Here is a 17,937-nt window from a genome sequence, read left to right on the forward strand (position 1 = left end):
CTCGTTTGTCCGCACCCGTTTGTCGTCATTCGCGCGCCAGGCCGATCGCGCTCGCCTGCATCGGCACGAACCCCGGCAGCGCCGCGACGCGGGCCAGCCACGCGCGCACCGCCCCGTACTCTGCCAGTGACACGTCGCCCTCGGGCGCGTGGGCCACGTACGTGCAGCAGGCGACGTCGGCGATCGTCACCCGGTCGCCGGCGAGGAACTCGCGCCCGCGCAGCTCCGCGTCCATCACCCGCAGCAGCGCGTGGGCGCGGCCGATCACCTCCTCGGCGTCGAACTTCGCGCCGAGCAGCGTGATCAGCCGCGCCGCCCCCGGCCCGAACGCGAGCGGCCCGGACGCGACCGACAGCCAGCGCTGCACCGCCGCCGCCCCCACCGGGTCGGTCGGCAGCCACGCCTCGCCGCCGTCCTTGCGCGCCAGGTAGACCAGGATCGCGGTCGAGTCGGCGACGACCGTCCCGTCGTCGTCGAGCACCGGCACCTGGCCGAACTGATTGAGCGCGAGGAACTCCGGCCGCCGCTGCGCCCCGGCCAGCAGGTCGACGTCGATGAGCTCGGCCGGCAGGCCGAGCAGCGACAGGAACAGCTGGACCCGGTGCGCGTGCCCGGACAGCGGGTGACGGTAGAGCTTGATGGTGCGGCCTCGAGGCATGGCCCGAGGATGCGGCGCCCCGCCGGCCGCAACAATCCTGCGGATTGACACTTCACCATTGCACGTGCTGCAATAATCGCCGTGGACCGGCTCGACGCCATGGCCGCCTTCGTCGCGGTCGCCGACCTGCGCGGTTTCGCCCCCGCGGCGCGCAAGCTCGGCATCTCGCCCTCGGCGGTCACGCGCCTGGTGGCCGCGCTCGAGGAGCGGCTGACGACCCGCCTGCTGCAGCGCACCACTCGCTCCGTCAGCCTCACCGACGCCGGCGCGCGCTACCTCGAGCGGGCGCGGCAGATCTTGAGCGACCTCGACGAGGCCGAGGCCGCGGTCCAGGCCGAACAAGGCGCGCCGACCGGCCGCCTTGTGGTCGCGGCCTCGGTCCTGTTCGGCCGCCTCGCGGTCGCCCCGGTGCTGTCGGACTACCTCGCGCGCCACCCCGGCGTCGTCGCCGAGCTCACCCTCTCCGACCGCAACGTCAACCTCGTCGAGGACGGCATCGACGTGGCCGTCCGGATCGGCGCACTCACCGACTCGAGCCTGCACGCGCGCCGCGTCGGCGCCACCCGCCGCGTCGTCGTCGGCGCGCCCGCCTACCTCGCCCGCCGGCCAGCGCCGCGCCACCCGGACGAGCTCGCCGACCACGCCATCGTCCACTTCACCGGCCTCGACCCCACCCCCGCGTGGCGCTTCGTCGTCGCCGGCCGCCCGCACCCCGTCGCCCTGCGCCCGGTCCTGGCCACCAACAGCACCGACGCGACGATCGCCCACGCCGAGCGCGGCGGCGGCCTCACGCTCGCGCTCGCCTACCAGGTCGCCGAGGCCGTGCGCGCCGGCCGGCTCGCGGTCGTCCTGGCCGAGTTCGAGCCGCCGCCGCAGCCGATCCACCTGGTCTACCCGAGCGCCCGCCTGGTCCCGGCCAAGGTCCGCGCCTTCGTCGACCTGGTTTTAAGAACATGTGACTGGAGCTTCGTCGCGCTGTGAACCACCGCGGCGCTCTCGTCACGACCTCGCGCCGCATCGACTCATCCAAATGACCCCACGGCTGCGGCCGGCCGGACTCCTCGCCGTCTGCCTGCCGCTGTACCGGCGCCTGTCCTCGGGGACATCCGATGCTCGTGCCGACCTCGCGCCGCCCCGACGCGCCGAATGACCCCGCGGCCGCGACCACAGCCGTACTCGTTCCTGGCAAAATGGAACCCGCTCCTCACCGTCCGCCTGCCGCTGCGCCGTCGCCTGTCCTCAAGGACATCTGCTGATATTCCTCCCTGCACCGCACCGGCGGCGAACGGCGCAACTCACGATTGACGGTCCGCCCGCCCGCGCAGCCCCCCGAGCAGGAACTCCGCGGTCTCGGCCGCGACCACCTCGACCGGCGCGCCCGAGGCCACCGCCCGCCGGCCCGCGTGCACGACCCCGACCATCCGCTCGACCAGGCGCTGCACGTCGGCCACCGGGCGGAACAGCCCCGCCGCGGTGCCCTGCTGGACGATGCCGGCGACGATCTCGAACACCGGCGCGAAGCAGGCCGCGAGCGACATACTCACGTCCTCGGGCAGCAGGCCCTCGAGCGCGTTGACGATCGAGATCCCCGACACCCCCGGGGCCAGCGCCGCGAGCTGCCGGCGGACCAGCAGCGCCAGCCGGTCCTCGGGGTCCTCGACCGCCGCGCACGCTTCCACCAGAGCGCTCACGATCGGCGCGGCCTCGGCCTTCACCACTGCGACGAGCAGCGCGTCCTTGGTCGGCGCGTAGTTGTAGATCGTGTTGCGGGCGATGCCGGCGTGGCGCGCGATCGCGGCGAGGGTCAGCGCCCCGTAGCCCTCCTCGTGGACGGCGCGGATGAACCCCTCGCGCAGGCGCTGCCAGGTGGCCTCCCGGTGCGCGGCGATGGTGGGCGCGGCGATCCTCGGCATCGAGACCCTTGATCGGACAAAAGCCCGCCCCCCGCAACCGCCTACTCGGCGAAATCGACGTTCATCGGGCGCACGAAGTACTGCTCGACCGGGCTCGGCACGTCGCTCTGCCGCCGCGTGCCGCCCAGCAGGCGCAGGCCCTTCATCAGCACGTGGGCGACGGGCCCGCTCGGCGTGAACACCTGCGACTTGAACCGCGCCGCCCGCTGGTGCTGACGCGTGAACGGCATCAGCCGCGCCTCCCACTGGCGCAGCCCCGCCTCGACGTCGCCCTCGTGGCGCGCCAGCAGCCGCCCGAGCAGCGAGCCGGTCGCCAGCCCCACCGACGCGCCCATCCCCGAGTACAGCGTCATGCAGCACGCCGCGTCGCCGACCAGCACGGTGCGACCGGAGCACCAGGTGCGCATGCTGACCTGATGCACCGAATCGAACAGGTAATGCTCGGCGCGCTCGAACTCGTCGAGCACGTGCTCCAAGATCTCCCCGAACGGCTCGGGCCCGTAGGTCCGCCGCAACACCGCCCGCGCCGGCTCGCGGAACTGGGCGTCGATGTCGCGGGTGCGATAGGAGAACAGGGCCGTCGGCGCACAATCTTCGAATGGGAACACCCACAGCGACCGCCGCGGCTCGGCCAGGATGAGGCCGTGGTCGACCGGAAAGTAAGGCACCTGCGCGCGCAGCTGGAACGCGCAGATCATCGCGTGCATCGGCTTCATGAACCGCTCGTGCGGGCCGAAGACGAGGCGTCGGACGGTCGAGCGCAACCCGTCGGCGCCGACGACCAGATCGAACCGCTCGCACCGCTCGTGACCGGCTGCATCCCGCGTGCTGACGAGCGCGCCCCCGACGACGTCCTCGATGGCCGTCGGCACGGTCGAGTAGCGCACCTCCACGTCGCCCAGGTTTTCAAATAACGCGGCCTCGACGTCGCCGCGCAGCACGCCCTGCGGCTCGCCCGGCTGATCGAGAAAGCCGCCCGTCTGCGTGCGGTCGCCCCCGCGGGTGACCGCCCAGGTCTTCGCCCGCCTCGGCGTGCGCGTGTGGACCGCGTCCATCACCCCGAGCCGCCGCGCCGCGCTGAGCCCGGTGCCGAACAGCCCGATGAAGTACCCACCGAGCCGACGCTGCGCGGCCCGCTCGATCACAGTCACCCGCCACCCCGCCTGCCGCAGCCCGATCGCCGAAGCCATGCCGGCGATGCCGAGTCCGACGACGAGGGCTGAACGCTGCGTGCTCATACGTTTCTCCAAGGCTCCAAAGAAGGCCGCGATTCTCGGTTTACGACGGTACGTCGCGAAAACAAGAGGGCGCGCCCGCAAGCCGCCCTGGCGGACCGCCGAGGCACCGTGACTTATCGCCACCTCTGCATTGTCGGAGGCCCAGGCCGCGCAAATTCGCACCGTCGATGGTGCGGTGATTCGGCTGGTACCACGAATCCTTGCGCGAGCGACTCACCGCCACGCCATGGATCGACACCGTGAATCGTCGCCCCTCGACTCACCGCCACGCCTTCGGCCGGTACCACGAATCCTTGCGCGAGCGACTCACCGCCACGCCGTCGACCGACCCGTCGACCGCGGCGGCGAACAGCGGCCGGGCCGCGCGGCGCGGGGCCGCAAGGTCGCTCGCCATCACGTACGCTGGTGGGTGGCAGCTTCGTCGACGGCGACGGCACGCTGCCCTGGTAGACGAGACTGCGCGGCCCGCCCGGCCCGCGAGAGGCCGTGCGCTTCGTCATGGGCCCGCGGCGCCCGGCGCCGGAGCGTGCGCCGCGCGACCGGCCGACGCGGGCCATCTGGCAAGGCGCGGGCCCGCATCGAAAAAAATCTCCGCCCATGTCACAACCGGCACCGGCTACCTCGTCTTGTCCCGTGAGCGTGCAGCGAGCACGCGGGAGACGAACATGACGACCCCACGACTGCAGAATAACCCGTTCAAACTCGCCCCCGAGGGCACCAAGGCGATGATGGCGCTCGAGGCGAGCTTCAAGGCGAGCGGCCTCGAGCACAGCCTGATGGAACTGGTGAGGATGCGCGCCTCGCAGATCAACGGCTGCGCCTTCTGCATCCACATGCACGCCACCGACGCCCGCAAGGCCGGCGAGACCGAGATGCGGCTCTACATGCTCAACGCGTGGCGCGAGTCGTCCCTCTACACCCCGCGCGAGCGGGCCGCCCTCGCCTGGACCGAGGCCCTCACCCGCGTCGCCGACACCGGCGCGCCCGACAGCGACTACGAGCTCGTCAAGGCCCAGTTCAGCGAGGCCGAGCAGGTCCATCTGACCCTCCTGATCGGCTCGATCAACGCGTGGAACCGCCTGCAGGTCGGCTTCCGCGCGGCCCATCCGGTGGAGCCGCCGAGTGCAGCAGGCTGACGACGCGATGGCAGAGTTCGAGGCGCAGCGGCCACGGCTGCAGCGCCTCGCCTATCGCATGCTCGGCTCGGTCGCCGAGGCCGAGGACGTCGTGCAAGACGCGTGGCTGCGCTGGCGCAGGGTCGAGGCGCCGGTCGACGCCCCCGCCGCCTATCTGCGCCGGGTCGTCGCCCGCCTCTGCCTCGACCGCATGAAGTCCGCGCGCGCGCGGCGAGAGACCTACGTCGGCGACTGGTTGCCCGAGCCGTTGCTCGCCCCGGAGTCCGACCAGAGCGACGAGCTCACCCTCACCCTCATGCTGGCGCTCGAGCGCCTGTCGCCGCTCGAGCGCGCCGCGTTCCTCCTTCACGACGTCTTCGGCGTCGCGCTCGGCGAGGTCGCCAGCACCCTCGACCGTGACGCCGCCGCGGTGCGCCAGCTGGCCGCCCGCGCGCGCAAGCACGTGCAGGCCGCCCGCCCGCGCTTCCGCGTCGAGCCAGCCGAGGCCGACCGCATCGCCCAGGCCTTCTTCGTCGCCTCGCGCGACGGCGACCTGCAGGCGCTGCAGACGATGCTGGCCGAAGACGTGGAGATCCACGCCGACGGCGGCGGCCGGGTGCAGGCCTTCCGCAACCCGATCCGCGGCCTCGCGCGGGTGCTGCGGCTGTACGCCGGCCTGCACCGCAAGTTCAAGGATCCGCCGCTCTTGCTGCGCCCGCTGGTGATCGACGGCCTGCCCGGCTACGCCAGCATCGAACGCGGCCGCATCTTCCAGACCACCGCGCTCGAGCTGCGAGACGGACGAATCGCCGGCATCTACATCGTCCGCAACCCGGACAAGCTGCGCCACGTGGCGGCCGCGCTGGCCGCCGAGCCGGACGATTCGTAGAAGTCCTCGCAATCAACGAGCACGCGGCAGCCGTCTCCTGAGTCAGCCGGTTTCGTTCGACGGGACTATTTCCTTGCTCGAGCGATGCCCGTCAAACAACGTGCGCCACGTCGCCGCCGCACTGGCCGCCGTGCCGGACGATTCGTAGAAGTCCTCGAATCAGCGAGCGCGCGCCAGCGGAGCCGTCTCCTGGGTCAGCCGCAGTCGAAAAGCACTATTTTCTTGCTCAAGCGATTTGTCCACATGGCCGAACGTACATGATGGTATGTTCAGGTCGTAAAGATTGACTGGTAGGTGAGGCGCATGTGTCAACCTGACCCCGGATGGACAGCTCCCCAACGCCGATGTCGAGGGCAACTCCCACGTGGCCCGTCCACAAGGAGATCGGCGCAGACTACCTCGGCGAGGTGATCGACGACCGCTACCGCATCGTCGAGCGGTTGGCCCAGGGCGGCATGGCCCATGTCTTCATGGCCAAAGATCGGACGCGCAAGTGTTACGTGGCGCTCAAGATCTTGCACCGGACCGGGCCGGAGTCGCGGCGGCGCTTCGAGGTCGAGGCCGAGGTCCTCAGCAACGTCCAGCACCCACACATCGTGCGGCCGATCGCGTTCGGCCACACGGCCGATGCACAGCCGTACATGGCGCTCGAGTACCTCGAGGGCGAGACGTGGTCGCAGCGGCTCGCCCGCGGGCCTCTGCCGTGGCGTGAGGTCGTCGAGCTCGGCGCCCAGATCGCGGGCGCCCTGCACGCGCTGCACAACCTCGGCGTGATCCACCGCGACGTGAAGCCCGACAACATCATGATCGTGGCCGGCGGCGATCGAGCCGTCGCCAAGTTGATCGATCTCGGGCTCGCCAGTGTCGGCACTCCGTTCCGCGAGGCCCAGGACGCGCGCTTCGCCTCGCAGGTCCCGGAGCGCCACAAGACCCAGCTCGGCCCCACGATCGGCACCCCTCCGTATCTGCCGCCCGAAGCCGGTCTCCAGGCCGCCGAGCCGCGCCTGGACGTCTACTCGCTCGGCGCCACGCTGTACCAGCTCTGCACGCGGACCTTGCCCGACAGGACCGACGTGCGGGCGATCCAGGCGGTCCGGCCGGACAGTGAGGCACCCGAGGATCTCTCGCGGCTGCTTCGTGCCGCGCTCGATCCAGACGTGGCCGACCGCCTTCCGTCCGCCGATCACCTGCGGCGCGGCCTCGAGGCGATTCTGGCCGCGCACCCGCCGACGCCCCGCTCCAGGCATCTGTTCGGCGGCTGCTACGATCGCCTCGAGTTGCTCGGCGTCGGCGCGAGCGCGATCGTCTACCGCGCCTCCGACCGCGAGCTGTCGCGGGAGGTCGCGCTCAAGGTGCTGCGCGACGCGAAGCCGAGCGACGACGACACGCTCCGTTTCCGCCGCGCGGCGAAGATCCTGTCGGCGCTGCGCCACCCGAGCATCCCGCTGATCCACCACTTCGGCGTCGAAGTGAGCGGCCCAGCGCGTGATCGAGAGCAGCGCTTCGCCGTGACGGAGCTGTGCTCCGGCTCGCCCGCGTCCGACTTCACGCGCCCTGACAGACACCTGCGACCCGACGAGGTGATCATGGTGGGCCGTCAGCTCGCCGGCGCCCTCGCGGCCGTGCATGCGGCCGGCATCGTCTACCGCGACCTGCACGTCGGCAACGTCCTGATCGCGCGAGGCGAGCAGCCGCAGGCGTGGATCTTCGACTTCGATCAGGCGCAGGTGTCGCCGGAGTTCTACGCCCGCGTGACGGAGCGCTGGGCGACGCCGCCCGAGGAGCGCGTGGAACCGGCGAACGAGAAGCCGTTGCAACGCATGGACTACGCGGCGCCGGAGGTGCGCGCCGGCGGGGCGTTCACGGCGGCGAGCGACGTGTTCGCGCTCGGGCTGCTGCTGTACCGCCTGCTCACCGGCCTTCGGCCGTTCCCGCCCGAGGGCGGCGCCGCGACTCCCGCCCGGAAGGTGTGTCCCGGGTGCGCGGCGGGTCTCGATCGCCTGCTGCTGTCGATGTTGAGCCCGAGCCCGAACTCGCGGCCCACGCTGGCCGCGGTGCAGACCTCGCTGGAGGACGAGCAGGCCGAGCTCGCGGCGGAGCAGGAGGAAGCCGCCGCCGCGAAAACCTCGACTGCGCGAGGGGTCGACGCGTCGCCGTCTGCAGCGGTCGCACAGCCCGCGGCGGCGACGATGGCCCTCTTGCACAAGTTCGCGCCGAGCGCCGACGCTGTCCCGCTTGCGGCCGGGGCGGTTCTCACCGCCAACAGGGCACCGCGGAAGCACGGCCGACTCGTGACCGGTCTGCTCATGGCGCTCGGTCTGATCGGCGCGTGGTGGTCGCTTCGGCCGGAGCCTGTCGCGACGCAAGTCACAGCCCGCCCAGAGCAGGCCCCGGCGGAGCGCCGAGCGGAGGACCCGCCCCTCGTCCACCGCGACGCCGAACCGTCGTCCGCGAACGTTCAGCCGATCACCGTCCCCGAGCAGATGCCAGCCTCGCCGACCCCACCTGCGTCGGCCGTCGCGACGGCCTCGAAACCGCAGGAGACCGCCGCTGCGACTCGAGCCACAAGACCGCACAAGCCTGCTCCTGTCGCCACCTGGGAGGCCCGCATGCTCAAGGCCGAAACCAGCGCGCGCCGCTGCCTCGATGCGGCCGGGATTCAGCCGCGGCCGCTCCTGGTCACGATGGCGCCCGACGCAGCACCGCAGGTCCGCGGGGTCAAGTTCGATTCGCCGCAAGCGCGGTGCGTCCGAGAAGCGCTCGAGCGATACCGCCTCCACGCCCCGAACGGCCTTCGTCAACACACCTTCTTCGCCAAGCAGGCCCCGTAGGAGTCGTCATGCTGACGCACCTTGTCCTCGCTCTCTCGATGCTCGCGTCCCCTCCATCGGAGGCGGCCGCACAGGCCGCGTTCAACGCCAAGGATTACGAGAAGGCCCTCGAGCTCTACCTCGAGCGGGCCGCAGATCCGGACGTCCATCGCCCCGACGCGGTCTATGGCGCCCACGACAGCCTGATCGCGCTGCACGGCCAGACCGGCGACCCGGCGCAGCTCTGCCGCGCCCTCGCACTCGCACGCGAGCTGTTGGCGCAAGGGCCGTTCGCCGACACGGACGAGCGCGGGTCCTGGGAGGAGATCGAGGCCAGGGACGTCGAGGAGATCGAGCGCGCTGGCATCACGTGTCCGGCGTCGCCGACACCAGCGCCACCCGTCGACGACCCGCGCGCAGAGCAACCGCGGACAACCCCTCCGAGCGTCAGGGTCGAGAAACTCCCTGCGCCACGACCTGGCCCGAAGGACAGCCCGCCTCCCTGGCGCCCGCGGGGTCAAGTCGCTGCCGCCGCGGTCCTCGGCGCCGTCGGAGTGGGACTACTTAGTTGGATGGGCGGCGCGCTGGTAGGCCGAGCCCGTGCGAAGCATGAGATCGCCGCCATCACCGCCGCCGCGATGGCCGTCGACCGCGACGTCACTGCGGCTGAACGCGCCGCGGCCTACGAGGCGAACGACCGCTACCGCCGTCTCGACGGCACCGCGAAGGCCGTCGGCATCGCCGGAGGCGTAATCTTGCTTACAAGTTTGGCAGTGCTACTCATCCCGCCACGCCAAGGCCCCCGCACGCGTCTTCGTGCCAGCAACGCCGGCTTCGTATACTCCTTCTGACCATGGCACGCCGATCCGCCCCCGTCGCTCTCCTGGCTGTCGCGCTCGCGTCATGCACGAATGCCCCGACCTTCGCGGCCTTCATGGCCTACGACGACGCTCATATGTCCACGGGGACAGGTAGCAGCAGCGGCAGTGATACCGACAACACGACCGTCCCAAACAGCACCGCCGCAGAGACCGACTCCGACCCAGGGACGAGCGCGGCGACGGGCATCGAAGGCGCGAGCGACGGCGAGGACAGCAGCACTGCCGGCGAAGCCGGGCTGACGCCGCCGCGGATCCTCGCGGTCGACGTGCCCGCCTCGGTTCACCTCGCAGGGCCGGTCACGGTGAAAGTGACCGCCGTGCACGCGACCGCCGTGCAGGGCACGCTCGACGGCGTCGAGCTGGACCTGTTCGAGGACCAGGGCGGCGGCGTGTGGCTCGGTCACGCGCCGATCTTCGGCGCGGTCGACAACGGCGACCACGTGGTCGAGGTGACGGCGACCAACGGTCCGCTCGCCGCCACCTGGCCGCCGGTATTGTTCACCGTGTCGACACCGGCACCCGGCGGCCAGGCATGGGCGGTGCTCGCTCCGCCTGCCTCGACCACGCGGCGGGCGGCGGTCACCGCCGAGGGCGACCTGGTCGAGGTCGGCGCCGTGGAGGTCGAGGGCGTGATGAAGCCGGCGATCCGCAAGCGCTCCGCGGCCAACGGCAATGAAATGTGGGCCGAGGGGACGATCTTTCTCGACACACGCGAGGGCTCGGCAGACGCCGTCACGGTACGGTCGGACGGGTGGATCTGGGTGGCGATGAACGTCGCCAACCCGAACAAGAAGTGGCAACCGCGGATCGTCCTGCTCGACGCCGAAGGCCACGCGACCAGCGTCGAGGCGCCGACCGAGCCCGGGCCCACGGTGCGGGGCATCGCCGCGACCGACGACGGTGGCTTCTTCGCGGTGGGGTTCGGCGGATCTGGCTTCGGAGACATGGACGTCGTGTACTGGCGGATGACCGGGGAGGACGTGGCCACGGCCAGCGCCAAACAGTGGGACCACTACCCGCCGGAAGACGAGTCCAAGAAACACAAGTTCGACGACCTCGCCTTCGACGTCGTCGTCGTCGACGACGTCGCGTGGGTCGTTGGCGCGAGCACGGGCGACCACGACCTGCTCCCCAACAGCAAGCCGGTGACACGTGGCCTCGTCGTCCGGATGGACGTGAACACCGGTGTGACGCTCGGCCCAGTGGCTCTCGCCGAGCCGGGGAACGTTTGGCGCCACAGCATGTTCCTCGCCGCAGGGCAACATCCCGACGGCGTCGTCGCCATCGGCAACGAGAGCACCGACGACGGCACCACGCAGCGGATCACTGTCCAGGCGTTCGACGACAGCAACGCGCGGATCTACTACTCGAGCGGGTGGACAGCGCCGGTCGCGTACGGGACAGGCGTCGCATGGACCGCCCACGGCGCCGTCCTGGCCGCTGGCGTCGTGCATGACGGCGACGGACTTCGCGGCGTCCTCTACGGCCGCGGGGTGCCGGGCCTCAACTTCGATCACTGGCTTCCGGGGACCGAGCCGTCGGCCGCGAACGGGCTCGCCCTCGACGCCTATGAGCAGGTGTTCCTGGTCGGGGACCGAACGATTGGCGGCGTACGACAGGCCAGGGCCTCACGCATCCAGCGGTAACCCCCCTCACTGCGGGATGAAGCTGTTGCACGCCTCGTGTACGAGGCTCGCCGCGGCGCCGTTGAAGAACGTCGAGTATTCGGGGGCGCACATGTCGCCGGCGTCGTGGTATGGGAACAGCTCGATCACGTCCTGAAGGTGCATCGGCCCCGGAGGCTCGTTGTACTTGCAGCCCGGGATCGGGTCGCCGACGAGCAACTGCGGGAGGAGGGCGAGCGCGACGATCGAGTCCTCGTCACCGCCCTTGGCCGCGACCACGGCGTCGCGGACCTTCTTCGCGCCCAGCAGCGAATGATCGTCCTCGGTGTCCATGATGAACACGAACACCAGGAGCGCGTCGGGTCGGAGAAAGCCGGCGTTGCAGCCCTCGGGTCCGTTGATCTCGGGTGACAGCGCCGCGACGAGCGAGTCGGCGAGCGGCGGATCGTCGCCCCACGTGCCCACCTGCGCGATGCACTTGAACGCTTCGACCGGCTCCGACTGCTCCGCCGTGATGTAGCGGTTGCCGTCGTGGAGGACGCACGGCTTGTTGTACGCGAAGGAGCCTGCGTTGAAGACGAGACCGGCACCCAGGGTCTTGTCGCACGTCCAGACCTGATCGACGTACTTGCCGCACTCGTAGTCGAGCGCGTGTTGACCGCAAGTGCCCATGTTCAAGCAGTAGTCCGGCGACTCGCACTGCTGGCCGCGCCACGTCCCGTCGGTGTTGATCGAGATGACGTGCGGGTCGAAGTCGGCGAAGTCGCCGGCGATCGTCTCGATGAAGCCGGGCAGGCTCGCTACCAATTGATCCTGCTCGGTCGCCATCGTTCCCAGCGCCGAGATCGCGAACACAAAATCGATCTTGCCTTTGCAGCCCGCAGGCGTCGGGTCGTCGAGGTCGGGCGGCAGCTGCATGTCGAACGTCGACGCCGCGCCCGAGCTGCTCGCGGCGGTGCTGTCCTCGGCACCCCCGCTGGTCGAGCTCGACGTCGAGGTCGCCGTCGTCGTGCTGCCCGAGCTGCTCGACGTGTGCGCCACGGAGGTGACGCCCGTCGACGAGAACGCCGGCGAGCCATCAGTGCCGCAGCCGAGCGCGAGGGCAACGGCGAGGGCGAGGAGACGGGTCACCCTCAAAGGGTAGCGCGGCGCGCGATGTCACGCATAGCTGCGCCATCGGCGCGCATGGCCGGCAATCTCGCTCACACGTCGTTCCCAAGAGGGTGATGGGTGAGCTGATGCCCGAGCCGCGCCGCTGGCGGAGGGCATGCCCGCGGGTCGCCGTGGGCCGTCGAGCGTGCTCGCTGACTCGCTCGGGCCGAGCGCGCCGGCGCCACACGCGAAAACGCTGGCCTGGGTTCGCCCGAGGTCGCACTCAAGCACGTCGGATGGCCAGCACGTCCTCCCGGCCCGTCTGGCCAGCTCATGAGCTCGCCCACGCCGTGCTCTGGCTGGCTTCCAGCGAGGCTTCATACGTTACTGGCACAACGCTCGCCGGGCCGCGGCTTCTCGCCCGCTGACCGGCGACGCACCCCCGGCACGATACGTGCGGCGGCCTGCTTGCGGCGAACGCCGCACGCACGGTATTCCCGCTCCATGCGCAGGGTTCGCTCGTTCGGTTCGCTCCTGGTGGCAGTCGCGTCGCTCGTCGCTTGCGGGTCATCGTCGAACGAGACGGACACGGCGACCGGCGCCGAGAGCGAGGATCCGCGCGAGATCTGCGACCGCTACCTCGTCTGCATCGCTGCCGTCGCGCCGTCGGGGCTGCCGGCCGCGCAGATGGGCTTCGGCGACGACGGCTCGTGCTGGCAGGGCAGCGACAAGGACGCCCAACTGTGCATTGACGCCTGCGACGCCGGCCTGGAGATGTACCACGAGCTGTTCCCCGACCAGGCGAAATGCGACCGGTGCCAGGGCCACGACGATTGCGACCAGGCCGCCGGCGAATTGTGTTACCAGGGCGAATGCACCGTGACGACCTGCGGCAACGGCGTGGTCGAAGCCGAGGAGATCTGTGATTCGGCGCGGCCCGACTGTGACGCTGATTGTCAGGGGCCTTCGGCGTGCAACCCGCTCTCGGGGTACGGCTGCGAGTCCGACGCGTGTGCCCTCTATCCCGTCGGCGGCAGCGACCCTGGCATCGTCGCCCAGTGCGCCCAGTTCACGGTGATCCCCGCCGGCGAAGCCTGCGAGATGACGAGCCTGGGGCTGTGCGAGCCTGGGTTCGCCTGCACCTCCCCCGCTCAGCTCCCGACCTGCGACCCCGCCGGCCAGGATGGCTGCTGCGCGCGGCTGTGCATGCTGGACATGGCGACCGAATGCGCCGACGGGGAGGCCTGTCTCGCATATGCGCCGCCCCTCGACTACGTGTTGCCCGCCGATCTCGCCCACATCGGCGTGTGCGTGCCCGGCTGAACGGCTTCAGGAACATGTCCCGCGAGCCGGACCTCGCAGACGAGGGCCGACGGCGACCTGCAGGCGCTGCAGACGATGCTGGCCGAGGACGTGGTTTACTCCGACGGCGGCGGCCGGGTGCTGGCGTTCCGCAACCCGCTCCGCGGCCTCGCGGCCGACTGCGCCGGCGAATCACCCGAGAGCGGCCGCGAGCCCGCGCGCAGGCGCTCGAGGCGGGCCGCGCTGGCAGCCGCACGCGCCTCGGCCCGGGCGAGCTCGGCCTGCAGCTCGTACGCGTCTCGGACCGCCTCTTCGCGGCTGCTCCGCGCCCCTGCCAGCTCGGCCTCGAGCTCGCCCGAGCTCTGCTGCGCCACCGCGAGCTCGGCTCGCAGCGCGATGAGTTGCTGCTGGAGCGCCGCGATCTCCTTGCCGCCGAACAGGGCCATGCCCGCGACCTTACCAGTCGCGCCGGCCCGCCGCATCGCGTCCGCTCGCGGCCCAGCTCGTCCCCGCCCGCCCCGTCAGTGCCCGCCCGCCGCATACAGCGGCAGCAGGGCGATCGTCTTCGCAAACCCGACCGGGTCCTCGACCAGCGCCCGCCCGAGCTCGAGCGCCGCCTGAGTCCCGTCGGCGACGATCGACTTGGCGAGCTCGATCGACACTGCACCGCGATCGAAGCAACGCTCGGCTCGCAGCTCGCCGACCACCACGATGTCGTCCTCCCCTTCGCGGGTGAACGTGCAGTCGACGGTGAACGCGAAGAACCGCGCCTCGTAGTCCCACTCGCCCAGCTCCAGCGAGCAATCCTCGGCCGGCACCCACTCGTCCTGGCTGTCGGCGTACACGCCGATGTCGTTTTGCCACACCCCGTTCTCGTTCAGCTCGATGGCGACGCCGAAGGCCACCGGGTCGCTCTCGTCCGCGGCCATGGCGAACGCGAAGCTGCGGTTGAACGCCCCGGTGTGCTCATTGTCGGTCCCGTCCATCTCGCACGACCCCGACGGGTCGTCGGCCCACACCGCTCGCTCGCCGCCCAGCTCGCGCTCTTCCCCGCCGACGGCGACTACCAGCGACGAGGTGACGATCGCCGGCTCGCGCTCGTGCCCCAGATCGGACACCAGCCTGCACGCGACGAGACAACAGAGCAGCACGGAGACGACGTATTTGTTCATGGCGGTCGGCAAGGCGAAGCGCGGGCCCAGAATAGGCGACGCGGCCAGCACTGTCACCTCGCAGGCGATCGTCGCGCAGGCCGCGCGACGCAGCCCGACGCCCCGGTGCCGCGCTCCAGTGCCAGCGATCACGAGCGACGTGTCCCTCCGCGCCCCGCCGAGAATCCACCACCTGCCCTTTAACACATGTCCCACGAGACATCCATTCACCCGCCGCCGCCGCCCCTCGCGGCGCCGAGGCGCGAATTCGTCGGGGCTTCGGGCCCTCGCGGGCGGTCACGGCGCGTCGATTTGCGGCGCCTCCGCACCGCCCGGCGGTTCGCAGACGACTGCATCAAGACGACGAGCAGTATTCGCACGTCGGCGGCGGTTCTACGGCCGGCCGGGCCTCAGGGCGATCCTGCGCGGGCGGGCGCAACAATCGCACTCGCATCATGGTTCGCCGGAGACAAGCCATGAGCATTCAAAATTACATCGGACGAGTCCTCGGCGTGGCGATGGCCCCCCTCGCGTTCGTGGCCAGCGCGGTCCGCCGCGACCGGATCTTCCATCCCGACGGCGTGCTCTACCGGGCCGAGGTCAAGCCCGACGCGCAGCACGGCGCGCTCAAGCCCCTGGCCAAGCGCCTCGGCGGGGCCGCGCTGGTGCGCCTGTCGGGCGCGCTGTGGCGCTGGCCGCAGGGCCGCCGCCGCCCCGACCTGCTCGGCGTGGCGCTGCGCGTCCGCGGCAACGACGAGACCACCGTGCGCCTCCTGCCCGGCGACCAGGACCTCTCGTTCGTCACCGCGACCACGGTCCTGCGCCGGCCGATCTCCACGTTCGCCACCGACGCCGGCGACTTCCTCGACAACTCCTATCATTCGATCTTCCCCTACCTCCTCGACGACCTCGGCCGCGTCTACCTGCGCCTCGTCCCGCTCCAGCCCGCCCCCGCCGGCGCCGATCGCAACCAGCGCCTCGCGCTCGCCGTCACCAAGGAGAAGGCGACCCTGCGCCTCGAGCTGCAGGCCGCGGCCCTCGGCGACGACTGGCACTCGCTCGCCACGATCGACCTGCGCGAGCACCTCGAGGTCGACGAGGACGCGTTCGAGCTCCACCCCGGCACCTCGGCGATGGGCCTCGTCCCCGACGGCTTGATGCAATCGGCCCGCCCCGAGATCTACGCCGCAAGCGAGGCCGGCCGCCGCCTCACCGAGCGCTGACGGCCTTCGCGGCGCGGGACCCGGACGGCCGGACTGACAATATGTACAGGCCGCGAGCGGACGGCTCCGTCGCCCTCTCGCGGCCTGCGCGTGCTCACGACCGTCGGCCGGGCGCGTCCAGAGTGCCTCGATCTACCGGCCGCGCGATCACGATGCCGAGCGGCACGATGGCGATGCCGAGCAGCGCGATCACGATGGGGCGTTTTCCGCCTCCGGGCGAGCACCGCAGGCCCGCCGGCCGAAGGATCATACTCTGCGGATCCCGCGAGCTCCTCGACGAGGCGCGCGGCGCAGGCTCCGCTCCTCGGGCATGGTCCGCACAATCGCGCCCGGGAAAAACCCGGACCTGCGAGGCCCCTGGTCTCGACAATGGGTGACGCGGGGGTGCTGGCGGGCACCCGAGTCGCGCCCTCATTAAAAGGATCCGAACAGAAGTCTCGATCATCACCGCCCTCTCCTGAGCGCTGCGCTCGCCTGGTCCATTCGTGGCACCGCCAGCACCTATGCCGCGAAACCAATCTCACCCCCCGGCGTTCCCGACAATACCCGGCCTCCTCCTCATATCTCCGATTGACGAGAACGCGCAGAAATTAAAGGCTTGATCGAGGTTTCCCTCGGGGATAGGTTGCCGCGTGTGGTGGGGCGATGACTGTAGTGGGCGAGACCGATCGCGGCGTACGGATCATAACAATCAGACGGCCCGAAAAGCGAAACGCGCTCGACGCCGCGACCTGTGACGGGCTCTTGAGCGAATTCGAGGGTGCCGCCGACGACGGCGATATCAGGGTCTTGTTGTTGCAAAGCGATGGTCCGTCGTTTTGCGCGGGGCTCGACCTCAAGGAGGCCGGCGCGTCGCAGACGACCCCCGCGCACGAGCGGCTCTTCTCCGCGTTCGCGTGGCTTTCGAAGCCCCTGATCACCGCGGTCCAGGGCCACGCCATCGGCGGTGGCCTCGGGCTCGCCGTCCTGGGAGATATCATCTTCGCCGCCGACGACGCCCAGTTCGGGCTCCCGGAGGTCACGCGGAGGCTCTGGCCGTATCTCGTGTTCCCTGCGGTGTCGCGGCGAATCGGCGAAGCGCACGCGCTCGAGCTGGCGCTCCACGGCGCCCTGATCGGCGCTCAGGAGGCGGAGCGGCGGAGGCTGGTGTCGCATGTCGTTCCAGCCGGGGCGTTGAGAGCTCTGGCGCTCGCGGCTGCGCACGGGATGGCGCGGCACGACGCCGAGGTGCTCCGGCGAGGCCTCGAACATGTACGCGCACACACACGCGCGGAGTGGACGGGCGCGGTCGCCCGGGCGGCGAGCGCCCGCGCCGAGCACCTCGGGAAGATGCTATGAATCACGAACGTTCCTACGGTTCCATCGTTCACAGTGACATGCCGTACCTGCGGCTGGACATCCCGCCGCCGGGCGAGGCCGTGCTCGCCGAGGCCGCGAGCCGGATCCCCCACTTCGTCGATCACCGCGAGGGCGAGGTCCCCGACGGCCGCTGGAAGGCCCTCGCCCTTCACGGGCTGGGGAGCGACAAGACGCTCGGGTTCGAAGCCTATGGGGTCCCGGAGGCCGGCCAGGCCGACGCGTACCAGTGGACGGACGCGGCCGACCTGTGCCCCGCGACGACGGCCTATGTCAAGACCACGTTCCCGGAGGCGCAGTTCGGCCGGGTCCGGCTGATGTTGCTCCGGCCGGGGGGGCGAATCCCCTTCCATGCCGATTACAGCGAGCGCAAGCTCGCCTCGATCTCGATCGCGCTCAACCATCCGGCGGGTTGTCGGTTCCTCTACCGCGATCGAGGCGTCGTCCACGAGGTTCCGTTCGCCGACGGGCGGGCCTTCGCGGTCAACCTCAGCTACGAGCATTCCGTCGTCAACGACAGCCAGGTCGACCGCTTTCACCTCATCGTGCACGTCCTCCGCGGCAACGCCCAATTCCGCGAGTTGTTCCTGCGGAGCTTCTCTCTGTACGGCGACCCGCGCGAGGGCGTGAGCGGGCAGCGGCCAGTGATCGGTTGAGGCGGCGCTCCGACGTTCGAGTCTGTCG

Annotated in this window: 17 protein-coding genes; 10 read left to right on the forward strand and 7 right to left on the reverse strand. The window is 70.7% G+C overall.

What is annotated here, in order from left to right:
* Nucleotides 1–25 precede the first annotated feature (25 nt).
* Nucleotides 26–658: a glutathione S-transferase gene (locus OV090_RS42170; RefSeq protein ID WP_267710546.1), complete on the reverse strand. Its 633-nt coding sequence runs from the start codon at nucleotides 656–658 to the stop codon at nucleotides 26–28.
* Between the two features lie 81 nt (nucleotides 659–739).
* Between OV090_RS42170 and OV090_RS42175 the strand changes: the two genes are divergently transcribed.
* On the forward strand, nucleotides 740–1,639 hold the full coding sequence (locus OV090_RS42175; RefSeq protein WP_267710547.1) for a LysR family transcriptional regulator: 900 nt from the start codon (nucleotides 740–742) through the stop codon (nucleotides 1,637–1,639).
* A gap of 314 nt (nucleotides 1,640–1,953) precedes the next feature.
* On the opposite strand, the gene OV090_RS42180 is transcribed toward OV090_RS42175, so the two are convergent.
* The 3 genes from OV090_RS42180 to OV090_RS42190 form a co-directional block, all read right to left on the reverse strand.
* The gene (locus OV090_RS42180) at nucleotides 1,954–2,571 is read right to left on the reverse strand and encodes a TetR/AcrR family transcriptional regulator (RefSeq protein WP_267710548.1); all 618 of its coding nucleotides are present in this window, start codon (nucleotides 2,569–2,571) and stop codon (nucleotides 1,954–1,956) included.
* A gap of 41 nt (nucleotides 2,572–2,612) precedes the next feature.
* Nucleotides 2,613–3,809, reverse strand: a complete 1,197-nt coding sequence (locus tag OV090_RS42185) for an FAD-dependent monooxygenase (protein WP_267710549.1) — start codon at nucleotides 3,807–3,809, stop codon at nucleotides 2,613–2,615.
* 259 nt (nucleotides 3,810–4,068) lie between these two features.
* The gene (locus OV090_RS42190; RefSeq protein WP_267710550.1) at nucleotides 4,069–4,203 is read right to left on the reverse strand and encodes a hypothetical protein; all 135 of its coding nucleotides are present in this window, start codon (nucleotides 4,201–4,203) and stop codon (nucleotides 4,069–4,071) included.
* 271 nt (nucleotides 4,204–4,474) lie between these two features.
* On the opposite strand from OV090_RS42190, the gene OV090_RS42195 reads away from it, so the two are divergent.
* From OV090_RS42195 to OV090_RS42215, 5 genes are all read left to right on the forward strand, one after another.
* Complete coding sequence (locus OV090_RS42195) at nucleotides 4,475–4,945, forward strand: carboxymuconolactone decarboxylase family protein (RefSeq protein ID WP_276600047.1); 471 nt, start codon at nucleotides 4,475–4,477, stop codon at nucleotides 4,943–4,945.
* Between the two features lie 7 nt (nucleotides 4,946–4,952).
* Nucleotides 4,953–5,813 carry a sigma-70 family RNA polymerase sigma factor gene (locus tag OV090_RS42200; protein WP_267712128.1) on the forward strand — a complete coding sequence of 287 codons (861 nt, stop codon included), beginning with the start codon at nucleotides 4,953–4,955 and terminating at the stop codon, nucleotides 5,811–5,813.
* A 344-nt stretch (nucleotides 5,814–6,157) separates the two neighbouring features.
* Nucleotides 6,158–8,644, forward strand: coding sequence for a protein kinase (locus OV090_RS42205; protein ID WP_267710551.1), 2,487 nt, complete (start codon nucleotides 6,158–6,160; stop codon nucleotides 8,642–8,644).
* Between the two features lie 8 nt (nucleotides 8,645–8,652).
* The gene (locus OV090_RS42210; protein WP_267710552.1) at nucleotides 8,653–9,474 is read left to right on the forward strand and encodes a hypothetical protein; all 822 of its coding nucleotides are present in this window, start codon (nucleotides 8,653–8,655) and stop codon (nucleotides 9,472–9,474) included.
* A 2-nt stretch (nucleotides 9,475–9,476) separates the two neighbouring features.
* Complete coding sequence (locus tag OV090_RS42215; protein WP_267710553.1) at nucleotides 9,477–11,150, forward strand: hypothetical protein; 1,674 nt, start codon at nucleotides 9,477–9,479, stop codon at nucleotides 11,148–11,150.
* 6 nt (nucleotides 11,151–11,156) lie between these two features.
* Here the strand turns inward: OV090_RS42215 and OV090_RS42220 are convergent, their stop codons facing one another.
* Nucleotides 11,157–12,260, reverse strand: coding sequence for a hypothetical protein (locus tag OV090_RS42220; RefSeq protein ID WP_267710554.1), 1,104 nt, complete (start codon nucleotides 12,258–12,260; stop codon nucleotides 11,157–11,159).
* 465 nt (nucleotides 12,261–12,725) lie between these two features.
* Between OV090_RS42220 and OV090_RS42225 the strand changes: the two genes are divergently transcribed.
* Nucleotides 12,726–13,544 (forward strand): hypothetical protein, encoded by an 819-nt coding sequence (locus tag OV090_RS42225; RefSeq protein ID WP_267710555.1) that lies wholly within the window; start codon nucleotides 12,726–12,728, stop codon nucleotides 13,542–13,544.
* Nucleotides 13,545–13,639: 95 nt separating this feature from the next.
* Here OV090_RS42225 and OV090_RS42230 read toward each other — a convergent pair whose 3' ends face one another.
* Nucleotides 13,640–13,969, reverse strand: coding sequence for a hypothetical protein (locus OV090_RS42230; RefSeq protein WP_267710556.1), 330 nt, complete (start codon nucleotides 13,967–13,969; stop codon nucleotides 13,640–13,642).
* A 75-nt stretch (nucleotides 13,970–14,044) separates the two neighbouring features.
* The gene (locus OV090_RS42235; protein WP_267710557.1) at nucleotides 14,045–14,695 is read right to left on the reverse strand and encodes a hypothetical protein; all 651 of its coding nucleotides are present in this window, start codon (nucleotides 14,693–14,695) and stop codon (nucleotides 14,045–14,047) included.
* A 455-nt stretch (nucleotides 14,696–15,150) separates the two neighbouring features.
* Between OV090_RS42235 and OV090_RS42240 the strand changes: the two genes are divergently transcribed.
* The 3 genes from OV090_RS42240 to OV090_RS42250 all read left to right on the forward strand — a co-directional run bounded on the left by OV090_RS42240 (nucleotide 15,151) and on the right by OV090_RS42250 (nucleotide 17,909).
* Nucleotides 15,151–15,897 (forward strand): hypothetical protein, encoded by a 747-nt coding sequence (locus tag OV090_RS42240; protein WP_267710558.1) that lies wholly within the window; start codon nucleotides 15,151–15,153, stop codon nucleotides 15,895–15,897.
* Between the two features lie 645 nt (nucleotides 15,898–16,542).
* Nucleotides 16,543–17,235: an enoyl-CoA hydratase/isomerase family protein gene (locus OV090_RS42245; RefSeq protein WP_267710559.1), complete on the forward strand. Its 693-nt coding sequence runs from the start codon at nucleotides 16,543–16,545 to the stop codon at nucleotides 17,233–17,235.
* A gap of 38 nt (nucleotides 17,236–17,273) precedes the next feature.
* A complete protein-coding gene (locus tag OV090_RS42250) occupies nucleotides 17,274–17,909 on the forward strand; it encodes an aspartyl/asparaginyl beta-hydroxylase domain-containing protein (protein ID WP_267710560.1) in 636 nt (211 codons plus the stop codon).
* Nucleotides 17,910–17,937: the final 28 nt, after the last annotated feature.

The sequence above is a fragment of the Nannocystis sp. RBIL2 genome, assembly GCF_026626745.1.
GTDB lineage: Bacteria > Myxococcota_A > Polyangia > Nannocystales > Nannocystaceae > Nannocystis.